The sequence below is a fragment of the Tateyamaria sp. GN1-10 genome, assembly GCF_055693845.1.
This window is the reverse complement of sequence record NZ_JBVFUR010000004.1, coordinates 3,499,175-3,517,430: the sequence shown is the minus strand read 5'-3', so window position 1 is coordinate 3,517,430 and position 18,256 is coordinate 3,499,175. Positions and strand designations below refer to the sequence as shown.

Genomic DNA, 18,256 nt, shown 5'->3' with positions numbered 1-18,256 from the left:
CCTACTGCCATGGGCGGGCAGTGTGTGCCATCTGTTAAATGGACAGACATGTTGGGAGATGGATCATGACCGCGATCAAGGATGGCGACACCGTGCGCATCCACTACACCGGGACTTTGTTGGATGGCACCGTCTTTGACAGCTCGGATGGTCGTGACCCGCTTGAGTTCGTTGTCGGGTCGGGTCAGATCATTCCGGGGCTTGATGTGGCCCTGCCGGGCATGATCGAAGGCGATAAGAAAAAGGTCAACATCCCTTGTGACCAAGCCTATGGTCCGATCAACCCGGCGCTGCGACAGGGCGTGCCGCGTGATGCGATCCCCGATGAAATCCCACTTGAGATCGGCCTCCAACTGCAGATGCAGACGCCCCAAGGCCAACCTATGCCTGTGACCGTGGTCGAAGTGGGTGAAGAGGAGGTTACGCTGGACGCCAACCACCCGCTGGCTGGTAAGGACCTGACCTTTGATTTCGAAGTGGTGTCTATAGACGCTGGCTAACGTGCGTTGCCGCTGTCGCGCAACGACGTCCCCCACCATCTTGTTAACCGCCCGGGTTTAGACCGCGCAAGGCGTTTGCAATGGCGTCAGCCTGCTGTTGTGTGTCGTCGCTGGCCGTTTGGGTTTGTGGCAATGTGCCCGCGCGGCGCACCGGCACCATGTCCCTTGGCATATGACGTACGTGTACGGGCTCGGGTGGTTCAAAATTCGCGGGTTGCGACCGCTTTGGGACATCGTGGGCCATCGCCACAACCTCTTCTACGATGCCGGGATTTAACCGCAACGCCAAGAGAAGCCCCATTCCAGTCAGCGAAAACAACAATCGTCCCAACCATTTGGATCGCCGGGTGCGTGCTGCCCTGCGGTTCAATATGTGCGCTTGACGCGCGGGGTCGTGACGATCTTTTGCCATGGTGAACAACCTCGCAATTCAAATTGGCGATTTTGCGGCAAATTGTGGGGTAAACCCGTTAAATGAGACCTAATCGGTCCCAGACAGCCTATGTGAATCCTCGGGTAGAACTCATTCAACCTACTCGCCGCGCCCGGTCATTTGCACTAAGCACTGCAATGGCAGAGGAGGCGCCATGAGTGATCACTTGCAGATAGAGCAGGAAATCGAAAGCTGCCGAACTCAGTTGCCGGGACGGACTTTGCCAACCTTTCTGACGATTGGCGCGATGAAATGCGGCACATCTACTCTGCACGCACATCTCGCTTCGCACCCAGACGTTTTTGCACCGCAACGAAAAGAAGTGCACTTCTTCAATCAGAACTTTCTAAAGGGACTCTCTTGGTACGCAGATCAATTCAGCGATGCCGGTGACAGGATGTGCTTCGAAACAACACCTGCCTACCTGTTCGAGCCTGACACGCAGCACCGCGTAAAGGCCGCGCTGCCAGATGCGAAATTCATTGTCATCCTGCGCGACCCGGTTGAAAGATGTGTGTCACACTACCATCACATGCTGCGTACAGGACGGGAGAAAGAGAGCTTCGATGTCGCGTTATCATTGGAAATGGAACGCACGCGTGATGCCTACGAGGGGGTCAAAAATCGGGAACTGGTGCACAGTCCGCAACTGAATTGGTTCAGCTATGTGCGGCGGGGTTACTACATCGATCAATTGGAAGCATGGGTCCAAGTCTTTCCGGTGGATCGATTTCTGGTGTTGGATTTCCTTGACCTGTGTGAAAACCCGCAATCAGTGGTCGATACCGTGACAAACTTTCTTGGGGTGCCGGGCCTGCTGATTGACCCTGTGCTTAGGGAAAACGCGCATCCAAGGGGCACGTTGCCATCGGCACAGAAAAGGCGCCTTCGTGAGCTTTATGCCCGGTCCGACGCGCGGCTTGAACAGTTTCTGGGCCGCAAACTATCGTGGATGTAGTTCCAACTGCTCACAGGTGATCCGGCTGTGGCATACCCAGCACATGAAAGCCGCCATCGACGCGAATGATCTCGCCCGTTGTGCAGGCCCCGGCGTCTGAACACAAATACACTGCGGTGCCGCCCACGGCCTCAAGCGTGGCGTTCGAACGCATCGGGGCGTTCTGATCCGTGTGCTTGTAGGTCTTACGCGCCCCGGCAATGGCCGAGCCTGCCAAGGTCTTCATCGGACCGGGCGAAATGGCGTTCACACGGATGCCTTCGGGACCCAGATCGTTGGCCAGGTACCGTGTTGCAGATTCAAGCGCTGCCTTGGCCACACCCATCACGTTATAGTTAGGCACGACCCGGTTCGACCCTTGGTAGGTCAAGGTCAGCAACGTGCCGCCATTCTCAATCATCATTGGATGTGCACGGCGCGCAACCTCGATGAAGGAATAGGCCGAGATGTCCATCGAATGCTTGAAATTCGCGCGGCTTGTATTGAGGAACCGGCCAGTCAGCTCGGATTTGTCAGAGTAGGCGACGGCATGGACCAGGAAATCGATTGTTGGCCAGCGGGCTTCCAATGCTTCAAATGCAGCATCTAGGGACGTGTCGTTTGTAACATCGACGTCGACCATGAAATCCGACCCGACACTCTCGGCCAATGGGGTAAGCCGTTTACCAAATGCCTCGCCTTGATAGCTGAATGCCAGCTCTGCCCCAGCCTCATGCATCGCCTTGGCAATGCCCCAGGCAATGGACCGGTCGTTTGCGACGCCCATCACAAGGCCGCGTTTTCCGTCAAGCAATCCTGTCATAGTGAATTCTTACCCGTGAAACTTTGAAAGGATCATCGATCCGTTGGTGCCGCCGAAGCCAAACGAGTTGGTCATCACCGAATCAAGGCCCGCATCCGCGCGCATCTCGGTCGCGATCTCGGACGCGCTCAGCCCGGGATCCAGTGTTTCGACATTGATGGACGGCGTGATGAAATCGTTGTCGAGCATCAACAAGCTGAAGATGGCCTCGAGCGCGCCCGCAGCACCCTGCGCGTGGCCGGTCATCGACTTGGTTGAGCTGACGGGAGGTGTGGTGCCCTCGCCAAAGACGCGGCGTACGGCTTCGATCTCGCCCACATCACCGACAGGGGTCGAGGTGCCGTGGGCATTGATGTAGCTGACGGACCGGTCTTGCGGCAGTGTCTCCAACGCCGCGCGCATCGCCCGCTCACCACCTTCGCCCGAGGGGGCCACCATGTCATGGCCGTCAGACGTTGCAGCATACCCTGTCACTTCGGCATAGATTTTCGCACCACGTGCGCGGGCGTGCTCCAACTCTTCCAGCACAACCATGCCACCACCGCCGGAAATGACGAACCCGTCGCGATCCGCGTCAAAAGCACGGCTCGCCCGTGCAGGGGTGTCGTTGTATTTGGATGACATCGCGCCCATCGCGTCGAACAGACAGGACAGTGTCCAGTCCAGTTCTTCAGCGCCACCGGCAAACATCACGTCCTGCTTTCCCAACATGATTTGTTCGGCCGCATTGCCGATGCAGTGCAGCGAAGTCGAGCATGCGCTGGTGATGGAATAGTTGATCCCCTTGATCCTGAAGCCGGTCGCAAGGTTCGCGCTGATGGTTGAGGACATGCATTTGGGCACGGCAAAGGGGCCGATGCGTTTGGTGGCACCTGTCTTCAGTACGGTTTGATGTGCCGTCAACATGGCCGAGGTGGATGGCCCACCCGAACCTGCCACCAACCCGGTGCGCGGGTTCACAACATCGCTTTCTTGCAAACCGGCATCCGCAATGGCCTGAGTCATCGCGATATGGGCATATGCCGCGCCAGGGCCCATGAACCGCAGGGCGCGCTTGTCTACATGTTCCTTGACTTCCAGCTTGAGCGTACCAGCGATCTGGCTGCGAAAGCCATGTTCCGCCATCTCTGGGCTGGCTTCGATTCCCGAACGGCCCGCCTTGAGCGACGCCAGCACCTCATCGGTGTTGTTTCCGATGGATGAGACAATTCCAAGTCCCGTCACCACGACGCGCCGCATGTGCGCACTCCTTCGTTCTACTCAGGGGGTATGTAGGACGGGGGGCAGGTGGGTGCAACCGCCTTGCTTCGCAAGTCAATTGCCGCCCGTGTTCGGATAGTGTGAAAAAACGACTTGATTGGCACCAAATCTGTGCAGTCGCGTGACTTCTTGAAAGCCAAGGCGTCGCAAAAGACGCCGGGCTGGTGCGTTGCGTTCCTGAGTTTCTGCCATGATAGGTCGTAGGCGCTCATCGTCTGCCCAGCGGTTCAGCACGCGTTGACAAGCTTCATATGCTAGCCCTTGCCCCAGTAGCGGGGATCGAACTGGAAGGACAATTCTGGCGCCGCCCCGTCATGATGCGGGGTGACAAAGACCAATCCAACAGCGATGTTTCCGCCGAATTTGGCAAGCCAGACATGTCCGTCACGCCGCATTTCGAGATATTTTCTAACAATGCCGTCAAGCTGGTCTGCTGGAACAACACCGCCAATATAGGCGCGAACACGCGGGTCCTGAACCAATCGCTTCACAAACCCACTGTCATCAACGGTCATGGGATCAAGTGCCAGCCGTTCCGTCATCAGTCGGGGTGCTGGCATGGCGCGATCAACTTTCGCTCAACGCAACCCTCATGTCTTTGACCTCGTAGATGACGTCGCCGTCGGCTTCCACGATACCATCCGCAACGCCCATGGTCAGCCGACGGGTCTGTATAGCCTTGGTAAAGTCGATCTTGTAGGTCAGCATCTTGCGGTCAGGGCGCACCATCCCCCTGAGCCTCACTTCACCCACACCCAACGCATAACCGCGGCCTGTCCAGCCGCGCCATCCCAGATTGAACCCGGTCAATTGCCAAAGACCATCAAGGCCAAGGCACCCGGGCATGATCGGGTTACCGGGGAAATGGCAGTCAAAGAACCACAAGTCAGGTGCAATATCGAACTCGGCCACGATATGGCCTTTGCCGTTTGCGCCGCCATCTGCAGACACATCCGTGATCCGGTCCATCATCAACATGGGCGGCTCTGGCAGTTGCGCATTGCCGGGGCCGAACAGCTCTCCGCGTGCGCATTTCAACAATTCGTCCTTGTCGAAGCTGGTGGGATAGTCTGCCATTCGGGCCTCTTGTTTGTCTCAGGTCTGGTCCCGTTATTGGGTCCAGTTCGTCTAGCACCGGCTGGGCAAAGGGCGCAAGAGCGGCGACTTGTCTGGTCTTGGAATGTGGGGCAGAGTCAAACGATGAAAGACATTATCGATCTCGACCGCTACCCGCTGCATCGCCCGCATTCGCCGGAATGGGACGCACTGGTGGCCCATGCCAAGGATGGGCTTGTGCGCGACGGCCTGTTCAATCTGCCGGGTTTCATGCAGCCCGCAGCACTCGCTTCGGTCCTCGACCACGTGCATCCGCGAATGCAGGTAGAGAGCTTTCATCACAGCCGCTTGCACAACATCTACTTCCAGGATGCGGTTGACGGGCTTGCCGACGACGATCCGGCGCTGACCAAGGTTGAGACGGCCAACCACACGCTCTGTCACGACCAGATGCGGGGCACAGCGTTGGACGAAATCTACCAATGGCCAGCCTTTGCGGTCTTTCTGGCGGCCGTGATGGACAAGTCGCAACTCTACACGATGGACGATGCGCTGGCAGGACTGAACGTGCTGGAATACCGCTCAGGCGAGGCACTGAACTGGCATTTTGATCGCTCGATCTTCACCACGACACTGCTGTTGCAAGAGGCCACGAAAGGCGGGCTTTTTGAATATGCCAAGGACTTGCGCAGCGATGACGACCCCAATCACGCGGGCATCGCCGCACTTTTGGCTGGGCGGATCACACCGACCCAACTGACCCAGGATGCTGGCACGCTGAACGTGTTTTTGGGTGTCAACACGGCGCATCGCGTCTCTACCGTTGGTTCTGGGACATCCCGAATTGTCGCGGTGCTGTCGCATTATGACACACCGGGCAGATCCTTTTCAAAGCAAGAGCAGATGGGGTTTTTTGGGCGTGTGGCATAATGCCATAAACCCTTTTGCGATTGAATTGCAGAACGATGGCCCTTTATATGTAAGGCAAGGGTAAGAGGACCAGATGACCGAAACACAGCACAAAGTAGGAAGCGAATGGCTTGCAGGGGCCGGGCTACGCCCGACACGGCAACGCGTAACGCTGGCGGCGCTGTTGATCGGTGATGGTCAACACCGCCACGTCACGGCTGAAAGCCTGTTTGAAGCGGCCAAGGACCAGGGCGAAGCGGTATCGCTTGCCACCGTCTACAACACCTTGCGTGCGTTCTGTGATGCTGGACTGATGCAAGAGGTGACGGTTGACGGCTCGAAAAGCTACTTCGACACAAACACGCATGATCATCCCCATTTCTTCTGGGAAGATGATGCGAAACTGACCGATGCGCCATCGGATCAGCTGGTGATCGCACAACTTCCCGATGCGCCTGAAGGGGCGGAAATCGCATCTGTGGACGTTGTGATCCGCTTGCGCCGCAAGGATTGATTTCCCTACAGCGCCCAAGGGCGCTACAGGCTCCAACGCTGGAAAACGCAATCCTATCACATCATTTGCTTTTATAGGCGGTGCTTCAGTCTTGTGGCCAAAAGCCCTGTCAGAAGCACGGCGCCAAGAGTAAATAGCGCTCCGACCATCCAGCCAATCGGGGTCGAATATCCTTCGGCAATTGCGCCGACAAGGATCAGACCAAAGGTTGCCCCCAATTGTTGCACCAGCGAACGTAATGACAGCATGGTAGACCGTTGATGGTTCTCCACACTGGAATGCAGAATGCTGCTGGCAGGTGTTTCCCCAACCCCGAGGATCACGAAGTAAATGATCAGGACAATGACAAAGCCCACCACACCACCCTGCAGAGCCAACGCAATCTGCAACACAGCAAGGCATCCCACAGCAGCCGTAAGTGTCATCGCGTTCTGACGTCTGAATACTCGGTTGATATGCGGCGACAGCGATGCACCAATGGCGATCGAGAAAAAACAGGCTGCGGTCAACAGGCCAATCACGGTGTTGGCGTAACCCTCTTCCAGCATTGGTTTTATATGGGTAGGCCAAAGCACTTCGACCGGGTTCGTCGCCATAAGCAAAAGCGCTAAGGCCGCTAGAAGCAGTGAAAGCGTGGGGTGCCTCATTGCGAGGAGACCGGCGTCGCGGACAACAACCGGAACATTGGCAAATCCCTGGACAAGCGCCTTTGGATGCAGCGGCCGTGCTTCTTCGACTATGGCAAAGAGGGTGTAGATCAGAACCGCAGTCATCATCGCAAAACTGGCTGCGTAGGCGACATCATAGGCGCTAAACCCATATTGGACCGCGATGGCACCGAAGGCGTCCGGCAACCAACCTCCGACGATCGCTCCGAATGCCAAACCCATTCCGTTGGCCCATTGCGCTTTTGCGAGGGCCGGTTGCACGTCCACGTTTTGCGCCTCGGCTTTAAAGTGCTCAATAAACCACGCATCCAACGTGCCGGAGCGCAGCGCACGCCCGAAGCCAATAAAAGCAAAGGAAAGGGCCAGAACATAAAAGTCGCTTGATGACAGGAACAGGGCCAGTGAAATCAGGCTGGCAACCACCGCCGCCAGAAAAACCGGCTTGCGCCCGATGTTGTCTGCCAACCCTCCAAAGGGCAATTCCATGGTCAGCGTCGTGACGGAATAGGCACCGAACAACAGCGAAATCTGGAACAGGTCCATGCCGCGGTCGACCAACGCCAATGCAACCACGGATACGGTCAGTCCCATTGCAAACCGGTCCAGGAATTGATGAAGCTGGAACACCCGGATATGCCGCTTTGCAGCGGGTGTCAGGTTCTGGAATGAAAATTCGATATCCGATTCCATCTACGCACCATGGGTGGCATAGGGCGCGGGTACAAGAGTGCTGGAGCCGCCTGTGCGGTGTTTGTCTTGACGGTTGAAGAAGCTGCGCGGCCCCTCCTGCTTCGCAGCACCGTGACGCGCGGCGGCGCCGTATTCAATGCTGTTGCACAGCCACAGCGGTGGGTAGCCAACAAACATGCCACATGCGTTCCAGCGCTGGGATCACTTCCGGTCGGTACAACTCCGTTTGCAATGGTTTAAGCTGAGCGAACGATCGGACAAGGATTTGTGAGTAATATTTAACAAAATCATGCGGTTACCCATGGGTAACCTCTGCGATTCTTAGAACCATTGCCCCGGTTCCATCAATCCAAGGTCCAGCAACTGCCGCGAATGCCATTCGAATGGGGCAGAGTTGTGCCATTTGAATGTCTCGATGTCATAGGTGCTTCCAGGGTTCAGTTTCAGCGCCTTTGCGGTTCGGAAGGAACAGATCGCTGCGGTCAGGTTGTGGTGCCATTCGCAGGCATAGGTGTTGTATTCCTCGTCGTTGAACGTGTGATCGTTCCGCAGTTTTAGGCCGGGTTTGGCTTTAAAAAGGGAAATACGATCGATCTTGCGCCGTACTTCGGGTACGTGCTCTTCAAATCTCCAACGCAAACCACCGTAGAAGTTCAGTTGCCGTTCCTTCGGATGCCCTTTTTCATCGGGACGGGCGAGCGCGTAATACCCGGATCGATCCAGATGTGCACGATCTAGTGACACCGCGTTGGGGCAAGACCAAAGATCGTCCGCATACAGATCTACCACATAGGTCAACATCGCATCGCGGCGTTCTTCAGTGTGAAATGTAAGCATCTCCCCGACGGATCTGGTTTCGCAGAACGGGTGGAACAGGAATTCCGCGTTGTAGCAGTAGTACATCCATGTGTCGGCAGGCACCGCGCCAATCACCCCGTTCACTGCCGTCTCAAGCGCATCCGACGCAGAGGTGTCAAAATCAATGCGTATCAGAGACTCTGACAGGTCGCGGGCCAGTTTGAACCGTTTCGGCATGAACGCGATTACCTGTTTGAAACCGGCTTGCTGATGGTGGCGCAGGGTCGTGTCCACCTCAATGTCGTCCTCAACCACAACAACCGCTATCGGTCCCTTTTGTGGAACGGCGTCCTTGTCACGAATGAAGTTGCTTAGACTGTCGAATTGCATTTGCGTGCCTCGGTTGGCGTCTTTTGGCGCGGTTGAGATCAAATTTCGGTTAATCCGCGCCGCATTGCAAGATGTCTGGCAGGCTGGTACAGCCCCCATTCTATCCGCATGATCCGGGATCGAAGCCCATGACGAAGCAGAAGAAGCTCTTTATCAAGACCTATGGCTGCCAGATGAACGTCTATGACAGCGAACGGATGGCCGAGGCGCTGGGCGAGCAGGGTTATGTCGAGACGCAGACGCCTGATGATGCGGACATGATCCTGCTGAACACCTGTCACATCCGCGAGAAGGCAGCGGAAAAGGTCTATTCCGAGCTGGGGCGGTTCAAGGGGCTGAAGGCAGAAAAGCCTGGCCTCAAGATCGGTGTAGCAGGCTGTGTCGCACAGGCGGAAGGCCAGGAAATTATGCGACGTCAGCCCTTGGTGGATCTGGTTGTCGGCCCTCAAAGCTACCACCGTCTGCCCGAGATGGAAGCAAAGACGCAAGCCGGGAAAAAAGCGCTCGATACTGATTTCCCGGAAGAGGACAAGTTCGAGAAGCTTAAGAGCCGTCCAAAGGCTCCACGAGGCCCGACCGCGTTCCTGACCGTGCAGGAAGGGTGTGACAAGTTTTGCGCCTTCTGCGTGGTGCCGTATACGCGCGGAGCCGAGGTGAGCCGTCCAGTGGATCGCATCCTGACCGAGGCGCGCAATCTCGTGGAACGCGGTGTACGCGAGATCACGTTGCTGGGTCAGAACGTGAACGCTTACCATGGGGTTGGTCCAGATGGGTCCGACTATACGCTGGCCAAGCTGATCTGGGACCTGGACAGGGTGGACGGGCTTGAGCGTATCCGCTTTACGACCAGCCACCCCAACGATATGACGGATGACCTGATCGAAGCGCATGGCACCTGCGCGAAGCTGATGCCCTACCTACACCTGCCTGTGCAATCGGGCAGCGACCGCATCCTGAAGCGCATGAACCGCAGCCACACCGCCGACAGCTATCTGCGGTTGATCGAACGCATCCGTGCAGCGCGGCCTGACATCCTGATGTCTGGTGATTTCATTGTTGGCTTCCCCGAAGAAACTGAGGCTGATTTTCAAGCGACGCTCGATCTGGTGGAAGCGGTGAACTATGGCTACGCCTATAGCTTCAAATACTCGACCCGCCCCGGCACACCCGCCGCAGAACGATCGCAGGTGGAGCCAGCAGAGGCGGACGACCGGTTGCAAAGGCTGCAAGCCCTGATCACGCGCCAACAGCGATCCATACAGGAGGGTATGGTGGGTCGGACTGTGAATGTGCTGTTTGAAAAGCCTGGTCGCCTGCCGGGACAAATGGGCGGCAAAAGCGATTATCTACATGCTGTCCATGTCGCAAATGCCAACGTGAAAGCGGGCGACATTGCACCCGTGAGAATCGTTGAAGCCGGAGTGAACTCTCTTGCGGGGGTGATCGACTGATCCGGGTTACTGCTAAAATTTTGTGCACAAATTGCTCGGTTCAATTGTAAGCCGGCCCAATTATGGCACAATATGTGGTGAAAAACGGGTTCACAGATTGTTAATAATTGCCTACGCTTTTGCTCAGAGTAGCGAGGGTCAGCTTGTTTCAAGCATGTTGGGGATCTTTGCGGGGGATCAACATAAAGGGACAGGACTGTGGCGAAAATCTTTTCGAAAACAGTTGATAAGCTTATAACTACAGTGGCTGCCACCGCTGTGGCGCTGACATCACTGATGGCCGCCGATGTGTCTGCACAGGCTTTTGGTCAAACACGGTCGCAGGAAGGGCGTGACAAAGGCCAATACATTCCGGGTATCTGGGTCGATCCCGATGGGTGCGAACACTGGGTCATGGATGACGGAGCGGAAGGCTATATGACGCCCCACGTCACCCGTAAGGGCATACCGGTCTGCCGCCGTGGCAATCTATGTGGCGTCATGAACACCGATCAGTTCTTCAAGACCGACAGCTTCCGCATCCACAAAGCGGGGCGCGAGCGCCTTGCTCAATTCTTCCAGGGTTCCACTGCACAAGCGTTTATCATCACAGGTCACACAGACAGTCGGGCCAGTGATGCGTACAACCTGCGTCTGTCACTCAACCGCGCGAATGCGGTTGCGGCCGTTGCACAGCAGTCGGGCGCGCGCATTGCGGATGTGCGTGGTTACGGTGAACGTCTGCCAGCGCAGCCCAACAACACTGCAAAAGGCATGGCTGCAAACCGCCGCGTCGAAATCATTTGCATTCAATAGGGGACGCATCATGACAAAACTGAAACTCGTCACGCTTTCCATTGTCTGTCTGTCTATTGCAGCTTGCTCCGATGGTTTGGGAGACGGCCTGTCACCAGACAAGACAATCGACCGCGGGACAGATCGAAAGAGCCTAAGCCAACTTCAGGCGGGCATCTGGGTGGACCCGAATGGCTGTGACCACTGGATCATCGATGATGGGATCGAGGGATACCTGTCGGCACGGCTTGATAAATATGGGAAGCCTGTTTGTTCCGGGGTTGCGCCGCCAACTCAAACTGTTGGCGATTTCAAAGGCGGATCGAAAATCAACGACCCCAATTGACCGACAGTGACACACATTTCTAGGCCGGAGCGAACCTAGCGCTCCGGCCTTTTTTGTTTCAAATGTGTGAAAAGAGCCAACATCCCGTTGCACCCCCAAGCTGAACTTGCAACGCTGGGTGAAACACAGACTCAAGGAGTGACATTTGACCCTAGACCAACCGTCCCAGGAAATGGTCCTGGAATTTCCCGACAACCGTTTGCTGATTGACCTGTGCGGTCCTTATGACAGCCATTTGACGGCCATCGAGTCCGCCCTTGAGGTGCAGATCGTGAGACGGGGAAACGTGTTGGCTGTGCTGGGCGAAGAGGGCGCACAGAAGCGGGCTGCTGATGTTTTGAATGCGCTTTATCTGAGGCTGGAGACAGGCAAGGATGTTGAACCTGCCGATGTGGATCGTGAGTTGCGCATGGGCCAGTCCGAAGAAGGCACAGGCACCCGGCAAGGCGATCAATTGGAGATGCCCGTTGGCACCCGGATCGAGATCAAGACGCGAAAGAAACTGGTCGAACCGCGCACCGATGCGCAAAAGGCCTATGTTCAGGCACTGTTCGAGAATGAAATGGCGTTTGGCATTGGTCCTGCCGGCACTGGCAAGACGTATCTGGCTGTCGCAGTCGGCGTGTCGATGTTCATATCGGGCCACGTGGACCGGATCATTTTGTGCCGCCCCGCAGTAGAGGCGGGCGAGAGGCTGGGGTTTCTGCCGGGCACGCAGGAAGAAAAAGTCGACCCCTACATGCAGCCCCTTTATGATGCGCTGAACGACTTTCTGCCCGGCAAGCAGCTTGCCAAGCTGAAAGAGGAAAAGACAATCGAGATTGCGCCGCTTGCCTTTATGCGCGGGCGGACCCTGTCCCGCGCTTTCGTGGTGCTGGACGAGGCACAGAACGCCACGACTATGCAGATGAAGATGTTTCTAACCCGCCTGGGCGAAGGGTCGCGCATGGTTATCACCGGCGACCGCACTCAGATCGACTTGCCGCGCGGCGTTTCCTCCGGCTTGGCCGATGCTGAACGGTTGCTCAGAACCATTCCGAACATCAGCTTCAACTACTTCACGTCAAAGGATGTCGTGCGCCATCCGCTTGTGGCCGCGATCATTGAAGCGTACGAGGCAGATGCAGAAGCGTCCTGATACGCTTTTATCTTGCTTAGTAAACTCCGGGGGTCCGGGGCTGGCCCCAGGTGCTGACAATTGCCATACCATATCGACATCCTGATGGAAGATAGCCGCTGGCAGGATGTCGGTCTTGAGGCGTTAGCTGACACTGCGATTGTCGAAACCTTGTCAGCGCTGGGCTTGGCGCGGGCTGAGCTATCGGTGCTGGCCTGCGATGATGCGCGCATTTCCGTTTTGAACGATGATTTTCGTGGCAAGGCGACGCCGACCAATGTTCTGAGCTGGCCGGAAGAGGACTTGTCGCCTGAAGTGGATGGCGCGGTACCTGTACCACCTCAACCCGATCCGAGCGGTTCAATCAGCCTTGGCGATATCGCCATCGCCTATGACACATGCGCGCGGGAGGCCGCCGAGCAAAGCAAGCCCTTGGCTGCTCATGTGACCCATTTACTTGTTCACGGAGTGTTACATTTGCTTGGTTATGACCATATCCGTGACCATGATGCCACGCGCATGGAAGCACTTGAGGTCGAAATACTTGGCAAACTGGGGGTGCCTGACCCATATTAGGTCGCATTCAGGGTCATGTGGCCCAAACGAACTGGATAGGAGCCAATGGGCGACATCGACGGATCGTCTGACGCGGCGCGACGCGCGCAGTCAGATAATGACAGGACCGAACCTTCCCAAGGTGGTGGATTTCTGGCGCGCGTGATTGGCGCGCTCAGCCCATCGGACAACAACCCCAATATGTCCGAGGTCCCAAGCCCGCGGCCACAGTCTCATGGCATGATCAACCTGCGCCGTTTGCGGGTCGAGGATGTTGCCGTGCCCAAGGCTGACATCACCGCTGTGCCGGATACCGTCTCGTTGGACGAACTGGTGGAGGTGTTCAAAGAAAGCGGTTACACCCGATTGCCGGTATTCGAGGGGACGCTGGACACGCCCGTCGGTTTTGCCCACCTCAAAGACGTGGCGCTGCAACACGGTTTCAACGGAGGTGCAGCCAACTATGATCTGCGTGCAAGGTTGCGCCCGCTGCTGTTTGTTCCGCCTTCGATGACCATCGGTGTTCTGCTGACAAAGATGCAGACCGAACGGCGACACATGGCGCTTGTCATTGATGAATATGGCGGTGTTGACGGGCTCGTCACGATCGAGGATCTGATCGAGCAGGTAGTTGGCGAAATCGAGGACGAACATGACGTCGATGAAGGCGCTTTGTTCACCCGCGAAAAGTCCGGATGCTACCTTGCGCTTGCCAAGACACCACTGAAGGAGTTCGAGGCTGAGATTGGGATATCCCTGACGACGCATGACGATGTGGATGAGGAAGATATCGATACTCTTGGTGGCTTGGTCTTCATGTTGGCGGGGCGCGTGCCTGCGCGAGGAGAGGTGGTGTTGCACCCTGACGGTCCGCAGTTTGAGGTGATCGATGCCGATCCGCGTCGCATTAAACGGATGCGTGTGCGCCTGAAGGGCCCGGAGCCTGCCGAATGAACCGATCCCGCGTCCATGTATCGGCATGGCCGATCTGGGCGCAGGTTCTGCTGGCCCTAGCGGCGGGCGGCTTCGGGGCATTGTCCCACGCGCCTGTTGGTTTCGCCCCTGCGATAACCGTTCCGGTCATGGCCATGTTTCTGCTGCTGCAGGTGGCGCGCAGCACGCGCCATTCGGCCCTTTTGGGCCTTGCTGTCGGCGTCGGTTACTTTGCTGCGACGCTCAACTGGATTACTGAACCATTTCAAGTCGACGCCGCCAATACGGGTTGGATGGCGCCTTTTGCTCTTGTTCTGTTGTCGATCCTGCTTGGGATGATCTGGTCTGCGGCACTTGCGCTCGCGAAGTGGTGCGGGGGGCAGCTTTGGATTCTGGTGTTCAGTTGGGTCGCGGCGGAAATCTTGCGGGCTTATCTATTGACGGGATTCCCTTGGGCTACGCCACCGCAGGCTCTTGTGGGCAGCCTCGCTGGACAAGCTCTCGCATTTGGTGGGCCGCATGGGATGATGCTTGCGTTGCTCGCGTCGATGGCATTGATATTCGCTGTTCAGCGTGTCTGGTTGCAGGCGGTTCTGTTGATGGCCGTTTTGGTACCAATCCTTTTGCCAACGGCAGGAGGCCAGGCGCCACTGACCGATCATACGGTGCGTTTGGTTCAACCCAATGCGCCACAGGACGAAAAGTGGAATCCTGCGCGCATTCCCTTCTTCATCAACCGCCAGATCGACTACACTGCTGCAGGGCCGGTTCCCGATCTTATTGTTTGGCCCGAGACGGCCCTTCCTTACCTTGTTGAAAATGCACAACCTGCCTTTGACGTTATCGCCGATGCAGCGCGGGGCGCACCGGTTGTTCTGGGCATTCAACGCCGCAGCGAGGACGCATATTTCAACAGTCTTGTGATGCTGGATGCAGCGGCGCAGGTCACACAGACGTACGACAAGCACCATCTCGTACCCTTTGGAGAATACATGCCTTTGCCAGGGTTGTTTCGAGGCTTGGGTATTCGTGCACTGGCTGAAAGGACGGACAGCGGGTACGGGCGCGGGCCGGGGCCTCAGATAATGGATATGGGACCTCTCGGATCGGCCTTGCCGCTTATCTGTTATGAGGCCGTTTTTGCACATGATGTTGGCGGAACGTCTGAGCGTCCGACGTTTCTGATGCAACTGACCAATGATGCTTGGTTTGGAATGCGGTCGGGGCCGCAGCAGCATCTTGCACAAGCACAGATGCGGGCTATCGAGCAGGGACTGCCACTGATCCGGGCGGCCAATACCGGCATTTCTGCGGTGATCGATCCGAAGGGGCGCATCACCGCTTCACTTGCTCTCAACGAGGCGGGCTATCTTGATGCCAAACTACCGGCGCCAGCTGCCCCAACATTGTACAGCATGACGGGTGATTTGCCTTGGATTCTGTTGGTCTTGTTCGGTCTGATTGTATCAGTGTTGCATCGCGCCCGAACGCGTCGCACGCCCCCCATTGACGCGCCAGCACTTCGGGCGTAAATCCGTTCGACCCCGTCACAACGGCTTCCTGACGTGACGCGGATTAACCTAATGGAGCGCTTATGTCCCGTCAGAATTACATTTTTACCTCGGAGTCCGTTTCCGAGGGCCACCCAGATAAGGTGTGCGACCGAATTTCAGATGCAGTGCTGGATGCATTTCTTGCCGAAGAACCCGAAGCCCGTGTCGCTTGCGAGACATTTGCCACAACCAATCGCGTCGTCATTGGCGGTGAGGTCGGGCTGAGCGATCAGGGTAAACTTCATGACTACATGGGCAAGATCGATGAAATTGCCCGCGCCTGCATCAAGGATATTGGTTACGAGCAGGACAAGTTTCATCATGCCACTTGTGAGGTTACTAACCTACTGCATGAACAATCTGCACATATCGCACAAGGTGTAGACGCTGCTGCGGACAAGGACGAAGGTGCAGGCGATCAGGGGATCATGTTCGGCTATGCCACGAATGAAACACCTGATCTGATGCCTGCACCGATTCAGTATGCGCATGCGATCCTGCGCAGATTGGCCGAGGTCCGCAAAGACGGGACTGAACCAGCCTTGGGCCCAGATGCAAAGTCGCAGCTGTCGGTGATCTACCGCGATGGCAAGCCTGTTGGGATTGGCTCGCTGGTTTTGTCCACACAGCACTTGGACGAAAACCTGAGCAGCGATGATATCCGTGCCATTGTTGCTCCTTATATTGAGCAGGTGCTGCCGAATGGCTGGCTGACGGATGAAACCGAGTGGCACGTCAATCCGACCGGCAAATTTGTCATCGGTGGTCCCGATGGGGATGCAGGCCTGACCGGTCGCAAGATTATCGTGGATACCTATGGGGGCGCTGCACCGCATGGTGGCGGCGCATTCTCCGGCAAGGACCCAACCAAGGTGGACCGCTCGGCGGCATATGCTGCTCGCTATCTGGCCAAAAACGTGGTTGCCGCTGGACTGGCTGACAAATGCACCATTCAGCTGAGTTACGCCATCGGTGTGTCGAAGCCGCTGTCGATCTATTGCGACACGTTCGGTACGGGCGAGGTTGCAGATGCCGCAATCGAGGCTGCCGTAGCACAAGCTATGGATCTGACCCCGCGCGGTATTCGTGAACATCTGTCCTTGAACAAGCCTATCTACGAGCGCACCGCAGCATATGGCCACTTTGGCCGCGCACCAGATGCGGATGGCGGCTTTAGCTGGGAACGAACCGACTTGGCTGACGCGCTGAAGGCAGCTGTCTAAGACATAGCAGGTGCGGCTTTCAGCTGCGTCTGTTTCAATCCATCACCAAACGGTGCTTGGTATTTGAGCCCGGCCTGACTTAACTTTTATCTGTTCGCAGATAAAAGGCATTGGCTCATGGGACTTTTTCGCACGGCTTGCATGGCGGCCATACTAGGTGGAATGGCTATCTTTGGTGCGGTGCACGCGCAAACAACGCCGCAGACCGGATCCGAGGCCGAAGCGCTTCCGGATTCCGATGCACTTCCCAGCGCACCGGTGGAACCGCCAATGACGATGCTGCGCATGGCAGAGATCATTCGCGCCATTGATCCGGAAGCGCAGCCTGCTGGCAACACTATTCAATTCACCATCGACGACATACCAGTCATTGTGATTGCAGATCCGGTGGCAGACCGGATGCGTGCCATGGTGCCTATTCGGTCTGCTGACGGACTAAGCGCGCAAGACTTGATGCGCCTGATGCAGGCCAATTTCGATAGTGCGCTTGATGCGCGCTATGCCGTTGCGCAAGGGCGGCTTTGGGGTGTGTTCATCCATCCGCTTAGCCCCCTGGAGAAAGATCAGCTGTTGTCGGCATTTGTCCAAACGATCAATGTGGCGCGAACATATGGTCAAACCTATTCCGGAGGCGCCACCGTGTTCGGGGGTGGCGATAGCAACGGAATCTATCAAGAGCTTCTGAAAGAGCTTCAGGAACTTGGTGAAGAGATTTGAGATCTACGTTTTCTAGTGCCGCGCTTTTCGCATGTAGCGGAAGACGCACATTAGCAACGCAAGGATGGCCAACAGCCCAAGCATGTCGCCGATCATGTATTTGAGCATGCTTACGATAAAGTCATCCTGCGGGATGTTCCGGTGCCTAATGACGTGCACCAGGACCGAGATGATAACGGACGAGGCGGCCCCGCCCACAATCATCGTGCGCCATGCCTGCCCGGCTGTTACGTTTCGGCGATCGTTACGAATGGTCCAGTCGAGCATGGCGAATATGGCGGGTGCTGTTCCATAGCTGGCAGCCCATGCCGCGTAAGTGGTGAGTGTGTCAAACGGCATGTTCACCCAATACATGTTGCCAATTGCAATGCCGGGCATCATGTAGATGATTGAGCGCCATCCTTCAAAAAAGGCTGATATGACTTTTATTCCGAAGGGCAGGTAGAACAGCGTTGCCAGAGTGGGCAGCATCGTCATGAAAAGCTTCTGCCCGGGCATGATCAGTTCCCAAGTCACGACATACGCGATCACAAGAGCGCCGCTGTGCAAAGCGGTTTTCACAACGAAATCGTTCGTAAGGCGAATGGGTTGATTTACGGGGTTTGACAA

Annotated in this window: 21 protein-coding genes, 1 pseudogene and 1 riboswitch; of the genes and pseudogenes, 13 read left to right on the top strand and 9 right to left on the bottom strand. The window is 56.6% G+C overall.

Translation table 11 applies throughout. The annotated features are described in order from the left end of the window. The first annotated feature begins 65 nt into the window (after positions 1-65). Positions 66-500, top strand: a complete 435-nt coding sequence (locus ACZ1HN_RS19530) for an FKBP-type peptidyl-prolyl cis-trans isomerase (RefSeq protein WP_472728696.1) — start codon at positions 66-68, stop codon at positions 498-500. Between the two features lie 43 nt (positions 501-543). On the opposite strand, the gene ACZ1HN_RS19525 is transcribed toward ACZ1HN_RS19530, so the two are convergent. After that, entirely contained in the window at positions 544-831 is a 288-nt protein-coding gene (locus ACZ1HN_RS19525) for a hypothetical protein (protein WP_472728695.1), read from the bottom strand. 256 nt (positions 832-1,087) lie between these two features. Between ACZ1HN_RS19525 and ACZ1HN_RS19520 the strand changes: the two genes are divergently transcribed. Then, complete coding sequence (locus tag ACZ1HN_RS19520; protein ID WP_472728694.1) at positions 1,088-1,891, top strand: sulfotransferase family protein; 804 nt, start codon at positions 1,088-1,090, stop codon at positions 1,889-1,891. A 10-nt stretch (positions 1,892-1,901) separates the two neighbouring features. Here the strand turns inward: ACZ1HN_RS19520 and ACZ1HN_RS19515 are convergent, their stop codons facing one another. The 4 genes and pseudogenes from ACZ1HN_RS19515 to fabA form a co-directional block, all read right to left on the bottom strand. After that, the gene (locus ACZ1HN_RS19515) at positions 1,902-2,693 is read right to left on the bottom strand and encodes an enoyl-ACP reductase FabI (protein ID WP_472728693.1); all 792 of its coding nucleotides are present in this window, start codon (positions 2,691-2,693) and stop codon (positions 1,902-1,904) included. 9 nt (positions 2,694-2,702) lie between these two features. After that, a complete protein-coding gene (fabB, locus tag ACZ1HN_RS19510) occupies positions 2,703-3,932 on the bottom strand; it encodes a beta-ketoacyl-ACP synthase I (protein WP_472728692.1) in 1,230 nt (409 codons plus the stop codon). 75 nt (positions 3,933-4,007) lie between these two features. Next, positions 4,008-4,468: pseudogene (locus ACZ1HN_RS19505) on the bottom strand (GNAT family N-acetyltransferase). A 52-nt stretch (positions 4,469-4,520) separates the two neighbouring features. Continuing rightward, entirely contained in the window at positions 4,521-5,030 is a 510-nt protein-coding gene (gene fabA, locus ACZ1HN_RS19500) for a bifunctional 3-hydroxydecanoyl-ACP dehydratase/trans-2-decenoyl-ACP isomerase (RefSeq protein WP_299201973.1), read from the bottom strand. Between the two features lie 123 nt (positions 5,031-5,153). Here fabA and ACZ1HN_RS19495 point away from each other — a divergent pair, with 123 nt between their 5' ends. Both ACZ1HN_RS19495 and irrA read left to right on the top strand, forming a co-directional pair. Further along, positions 5,154-5,939, top strand: a complete 786-nt coding sequence (locus ACZ1HN_RS19495) for a 2OG-Fe(II) oxygenase (protein ID WP_299743454.1) — start codon at positions 5,154-5,156, stop codon at positions 5,937-5,939. Between the two features lie 73 nt (positions 5,940-6,012). Beyond that, positions 6,013-6,432, top strand: a complete 420-nt coding sequence (gene irrA / locus ACZ1HN_RS19490) for an iron response transcriptional regulator IrrA (RefSeq protein ID WP_299201978.1) — start codon at positions 6,013-6,015, stop codon at positions 6,430-6,432. 71 nt (positions 6,433-6,503) lie between these two features. On the opposite strand, the gene ACZ1HN_RS19485 is transcribed toward irrA, so the two are convergent. The 3 genes from ACZ1HN_RS19485 to ACZ1HN_RS19475 all read right to left on the bottom strand — a co-directional run bounded on the left by ACZ1HN_RS19485 (position 6,504) and on the right by ACZ1HN_RS19475 (position 8,978). Further along, the gene (locus ACZ1HN_RS19485) at positions 6,504-7,790 is read right to left on the bottom strand and encodes an MFS transporter (protein WP_472728691.1); all 1,287 of its coding nucleotides are present in this window, start codon (positions 7,788-7,790) and stop codon (positions 6,504-6,506) included. Further along, positions 7,791-7,967, bottom strand: a complete 177-nt coding sequence (locus tag ACZ1HN_RS19480; protein ID WP_472728690.1) for a hypothetical protein — start codon at positions 7,965-7,967, stop codon at positions 7,791-7,793. It lies immediately after the preceding gene. A gap of 144 nt (positions 7,968-8,111) precedes the next feature. Next, positions 8,112-8,978, bottom strand: coding sequence for a hypothetical protein (locus tag ACZ1HN_RS19475; protein WP_472728689.1), 867 nt, complete (start codon positions 8,976-8,978; stop codon positions 8,112-8,114). Between the two features lie 128 nt (positions 8,979-9,106). On the opposite strand from ACZ1HN_RS19475, the gene miaB reads away from it, so the two are divergent. The 9 genes from miaB (at position 9,107) to ACZ1HN_RS19430 (ending at position 17,647) form a co-directional block, all read left to right on the top strand. Next, entirely contained in the window at positions 9,107-10,429 is a 1,323-nt protein-coding gene (gene miaB, locus ACZ1HN_RS19470; RefSeq protein ID WP_472728688.1) for a tRNA (N6-isopentenyl adenosine(37)-C2)-methylthiotransferase MiaB, read from the top strand. Positions 10,430-10,705: 276 nt separating this feature from the next. Further along, positions 10,706-11,224, top strand: a complete 519-nt coding sequence (locus ACZ1HN_RS19465; RefSeq protein ID WP_299599679.1) for an OmpA family protein — start codon at positions 10,706-10,708, stop codon at positions 11,222-11,224. Positions 11,225-11,234: 10 nt separating this feature from the next. Beyond that, positions 11,235-11,549, top strand: coding sequence for a hypothetical protein (locus tag ACZ1HN_RS19460; protein ID WP_299201990.1), 315 nt, complete (start codon positions 11,235-11,237; stop codon positions 11,547-11,549). Between the two features lie 172 nt (positions 11,550-11,721). Continuing rightward, complete coding sequence (locus ACZ1HN_RS19455) at positions 11,722-12,687, top strand: PhoH family protein (RefSeq protein WP_299202556.1); 966 nt, start codon at positions 11,722-11,724, stop codon at positions 12,685-12,687. Positions 12,688-12,771: 84 nt separating this feature from the next. Beyond that, positions 12,772-13,242 carry an rRNA maturation RNase YbeY gene (gene ybeY / locus ACZ1HN_RS19450; protein WP_299599677.1) on the top strand — a complete coding sequence of 157 codons (471 nt, stop codon included), beginning with the start codon at positions 12,772-12,774 and terminating at the stop codon, positions 13,240-13,242. 45 nt (positions 13,243-13,287) lie between these two features. Continuing rightward, entirely contained in the window at positions 13,288-14,175 is an 888-nt protein-coding gene (locus ACZ1HN_RS19445) for a hemolysin family protein (RefSeq protein ID WP_472728687.1), read from the top strand. Further along, positions 14,172-15,686: an apolipoprotein N-acyltransferase gene (gene lnt / locus ACZ1HN_RS19440; RefSeq protein ID WP_472728686.1), complete on the top strand. Its 1,515-nt coding sequence runs from the start codon at positions 14,172-14,174 to the stop codon at positions 15,684-15,686. Before ACZ1HN_RS19445 ends, lnt begins: the two co-directional genes overlap by 4 nt. 9 nt (positions 15,687-15,695) lie before the next feature. Beyond that, positions 15,696-15,745: riboswitch (SAM-SAH riboswitch) on the top strand. Between the two features lie 3 nt (positions 15,746-15,748). Beyond that, entirely contained in the window at positions 15,749-16,930 is a 1,182-nt protein-coding gene (gene metK, locus ACZ1HN_RS19435) for a methionine adenosyltransferase (RefSeq protein ID WP_472728685.1), read from the top strand. Positions 16,931-17,047: 117 nt separating this feature from the next. Then, the gene (locus ACZ1HN_RS19430) at positions 17,048-17,647 is read left to right on the top strand and encodes a hypothetical protein (protein WP_472728684.1); all 600 of its coding nucleotides are present in this window, start codon (positions 17,048-17,050) and stop codon (positions 17,645-17,647) included. A 12-nt stretch (positions 17,648-17,659) separates the two neighbouring features. Here the strand turns inward: ACZ1HN_RS19430 and ACZ1HN_RS19425 are convergent, their stop codons facing one another. Beyond that, positions 17,660-18,145: a hypothetical protein gene (locus tag ACZ1HN_RS19425; RefSeq protein ID WP_472728683.1), complete on the bottom strand. Its 486-nt coding sequence runs from the start codon at positions 18,143-18,145 to the stop codon at positions 17,660-17,662. Between the last annotated feature and the right edge of the window lie 111 nt (positions 18,146-18,256).

Coding starts and splice junctions, on each gene's coding strand:
- ACZ1HN_RS19530 (WP_472728696.1), top strand. CDS start 66: ATGACCGCGATCAAGGATGGCGACACCGTGCGCATCCACTACACCGGG.
- ACZ1HN_RS19520 (WP_472728694.1), top strand. CDS start 1,088: ATGAGTGATCACTTGCAGATAGAGCAGGAAATCGAAAGCTGCCGAACT.
- ACZ1HN_RS19515 (WP_472728693.1), bottom strand. CDS start 2,693: ATGACAGGATTGCTTGACGGAAAACGCGGCCTTGTGATGGGCGTCGCA.
- fabB (WP_472728692.1), bottom strand. CDS start 3,932: ATGCGGCGCGTCGTGGTGACGGGACTTGGAATTGTCTCATCCATCGGA.
- fabA (WP_299201973.1), bottom strand. CDS start 5,030: ATGGCAGACTATCCCACCAGCTTCGACAAGGACGAATTGTTGAAATGC.
- ACZ1HN_RS19495 (WP_299743454.1), top strand. CDS start 5,154: ATGAAAGACATTATCGATCTCGACCGCTACCCGCTGCATCGCCCGCAT.
- irrA (WP_299201978.1), top strand. CDS start 6,013: ATGACCGAAACACAGCACAAAGTAGGAAGCGAATGGCTTGCAGGGGCC.
- ACZ1HN_RS19485 (WP_472728691.1), bottom strand. CDS start 7,790: ATGGAATCGGATATCGAATTTTCATTCCAGAACCTGACACCCGCTGCA.
- ACZ1HN_RS19480 (WP_472728690.1), bottom strand. CDS start 7,967: ATGTTTGTTGGCTACCCACCGCTGTGGCTGTGCAACAGCATTGAATAC.
- ACZ1HN_RS19475 (WP_472728689.1), bottom strand. CDS start 8,978: ATGCAATTCGACAGTCTAAGCAACTTCATTCGTGACAAGGACGCCGTT.
- miaB (WP_472728688.1), top strand. CDS start 9,107: ATGACGAAGCAGAAGAAGCTCTTTATCAAGACCTATGGCTGCCAGATG.
- ACZ1HN_RS19465 (WP_299599679.1), top strand. CDS start 10,706: ATGGCCGCCGATGTGTCTGCACAGGCTTTTGGTCAAACACGGTCGCAG.
- ACZ1HN_RS19460 (WP_299201990.1), top strand. CDS start 11,235: ATGACAAAACTGAAACTCGTCACGCTTTCCATTGTCTGTCTGTCTATT.
- ACZ1HN_RS19455 (WP_299202556.1), top strand. CDS start 11,722: ATGGTCCTGGAATTTCCCGACAACCGTTTGCTGATTGACCTGTGCGGT.
- ybeY (WP_299599677.1), top strand. CDS start 12,772: ATGGAAGATAGCCGCTGGCAGGATGTCGGTCTTGAGGCGTTAGCTGAC.
- ACZ1HN_RS19445 (WP_472728687.1), top strand. CDS start 13,288: ATGGGCGACATCGACGGATCGTCTGACGCGGCGCGACGCGCGCAGTCA.
- lnt (WP_472728686.1), top strand. CDS start 14,172: ATGAACCGATCCCGCGTCCATGTATCGGCATGGCCGATCTGGGCGCAG.
- metK (WP_472728685.1), top strand. CDS start 15,749: ATGTCCCGTCAGAATTACATTTTTACCTCGGAGTCCGTTTCCGAGGGC.
- ACZ1HN_RS19430 (WP_472728684.1), top strand. CDS start 17,048: ATGGGACTTTTTCGCACGGCTTGCATGGCGGCCATACTAGGTGGAATG.
- ACZ1HN_RS19425 (WP_472728683.1), bottom strand. CDS start 18,145: ATGCCCGGGCAGAAGCTTTTCATGACGATGCTGCCCACTCTGGCAACG.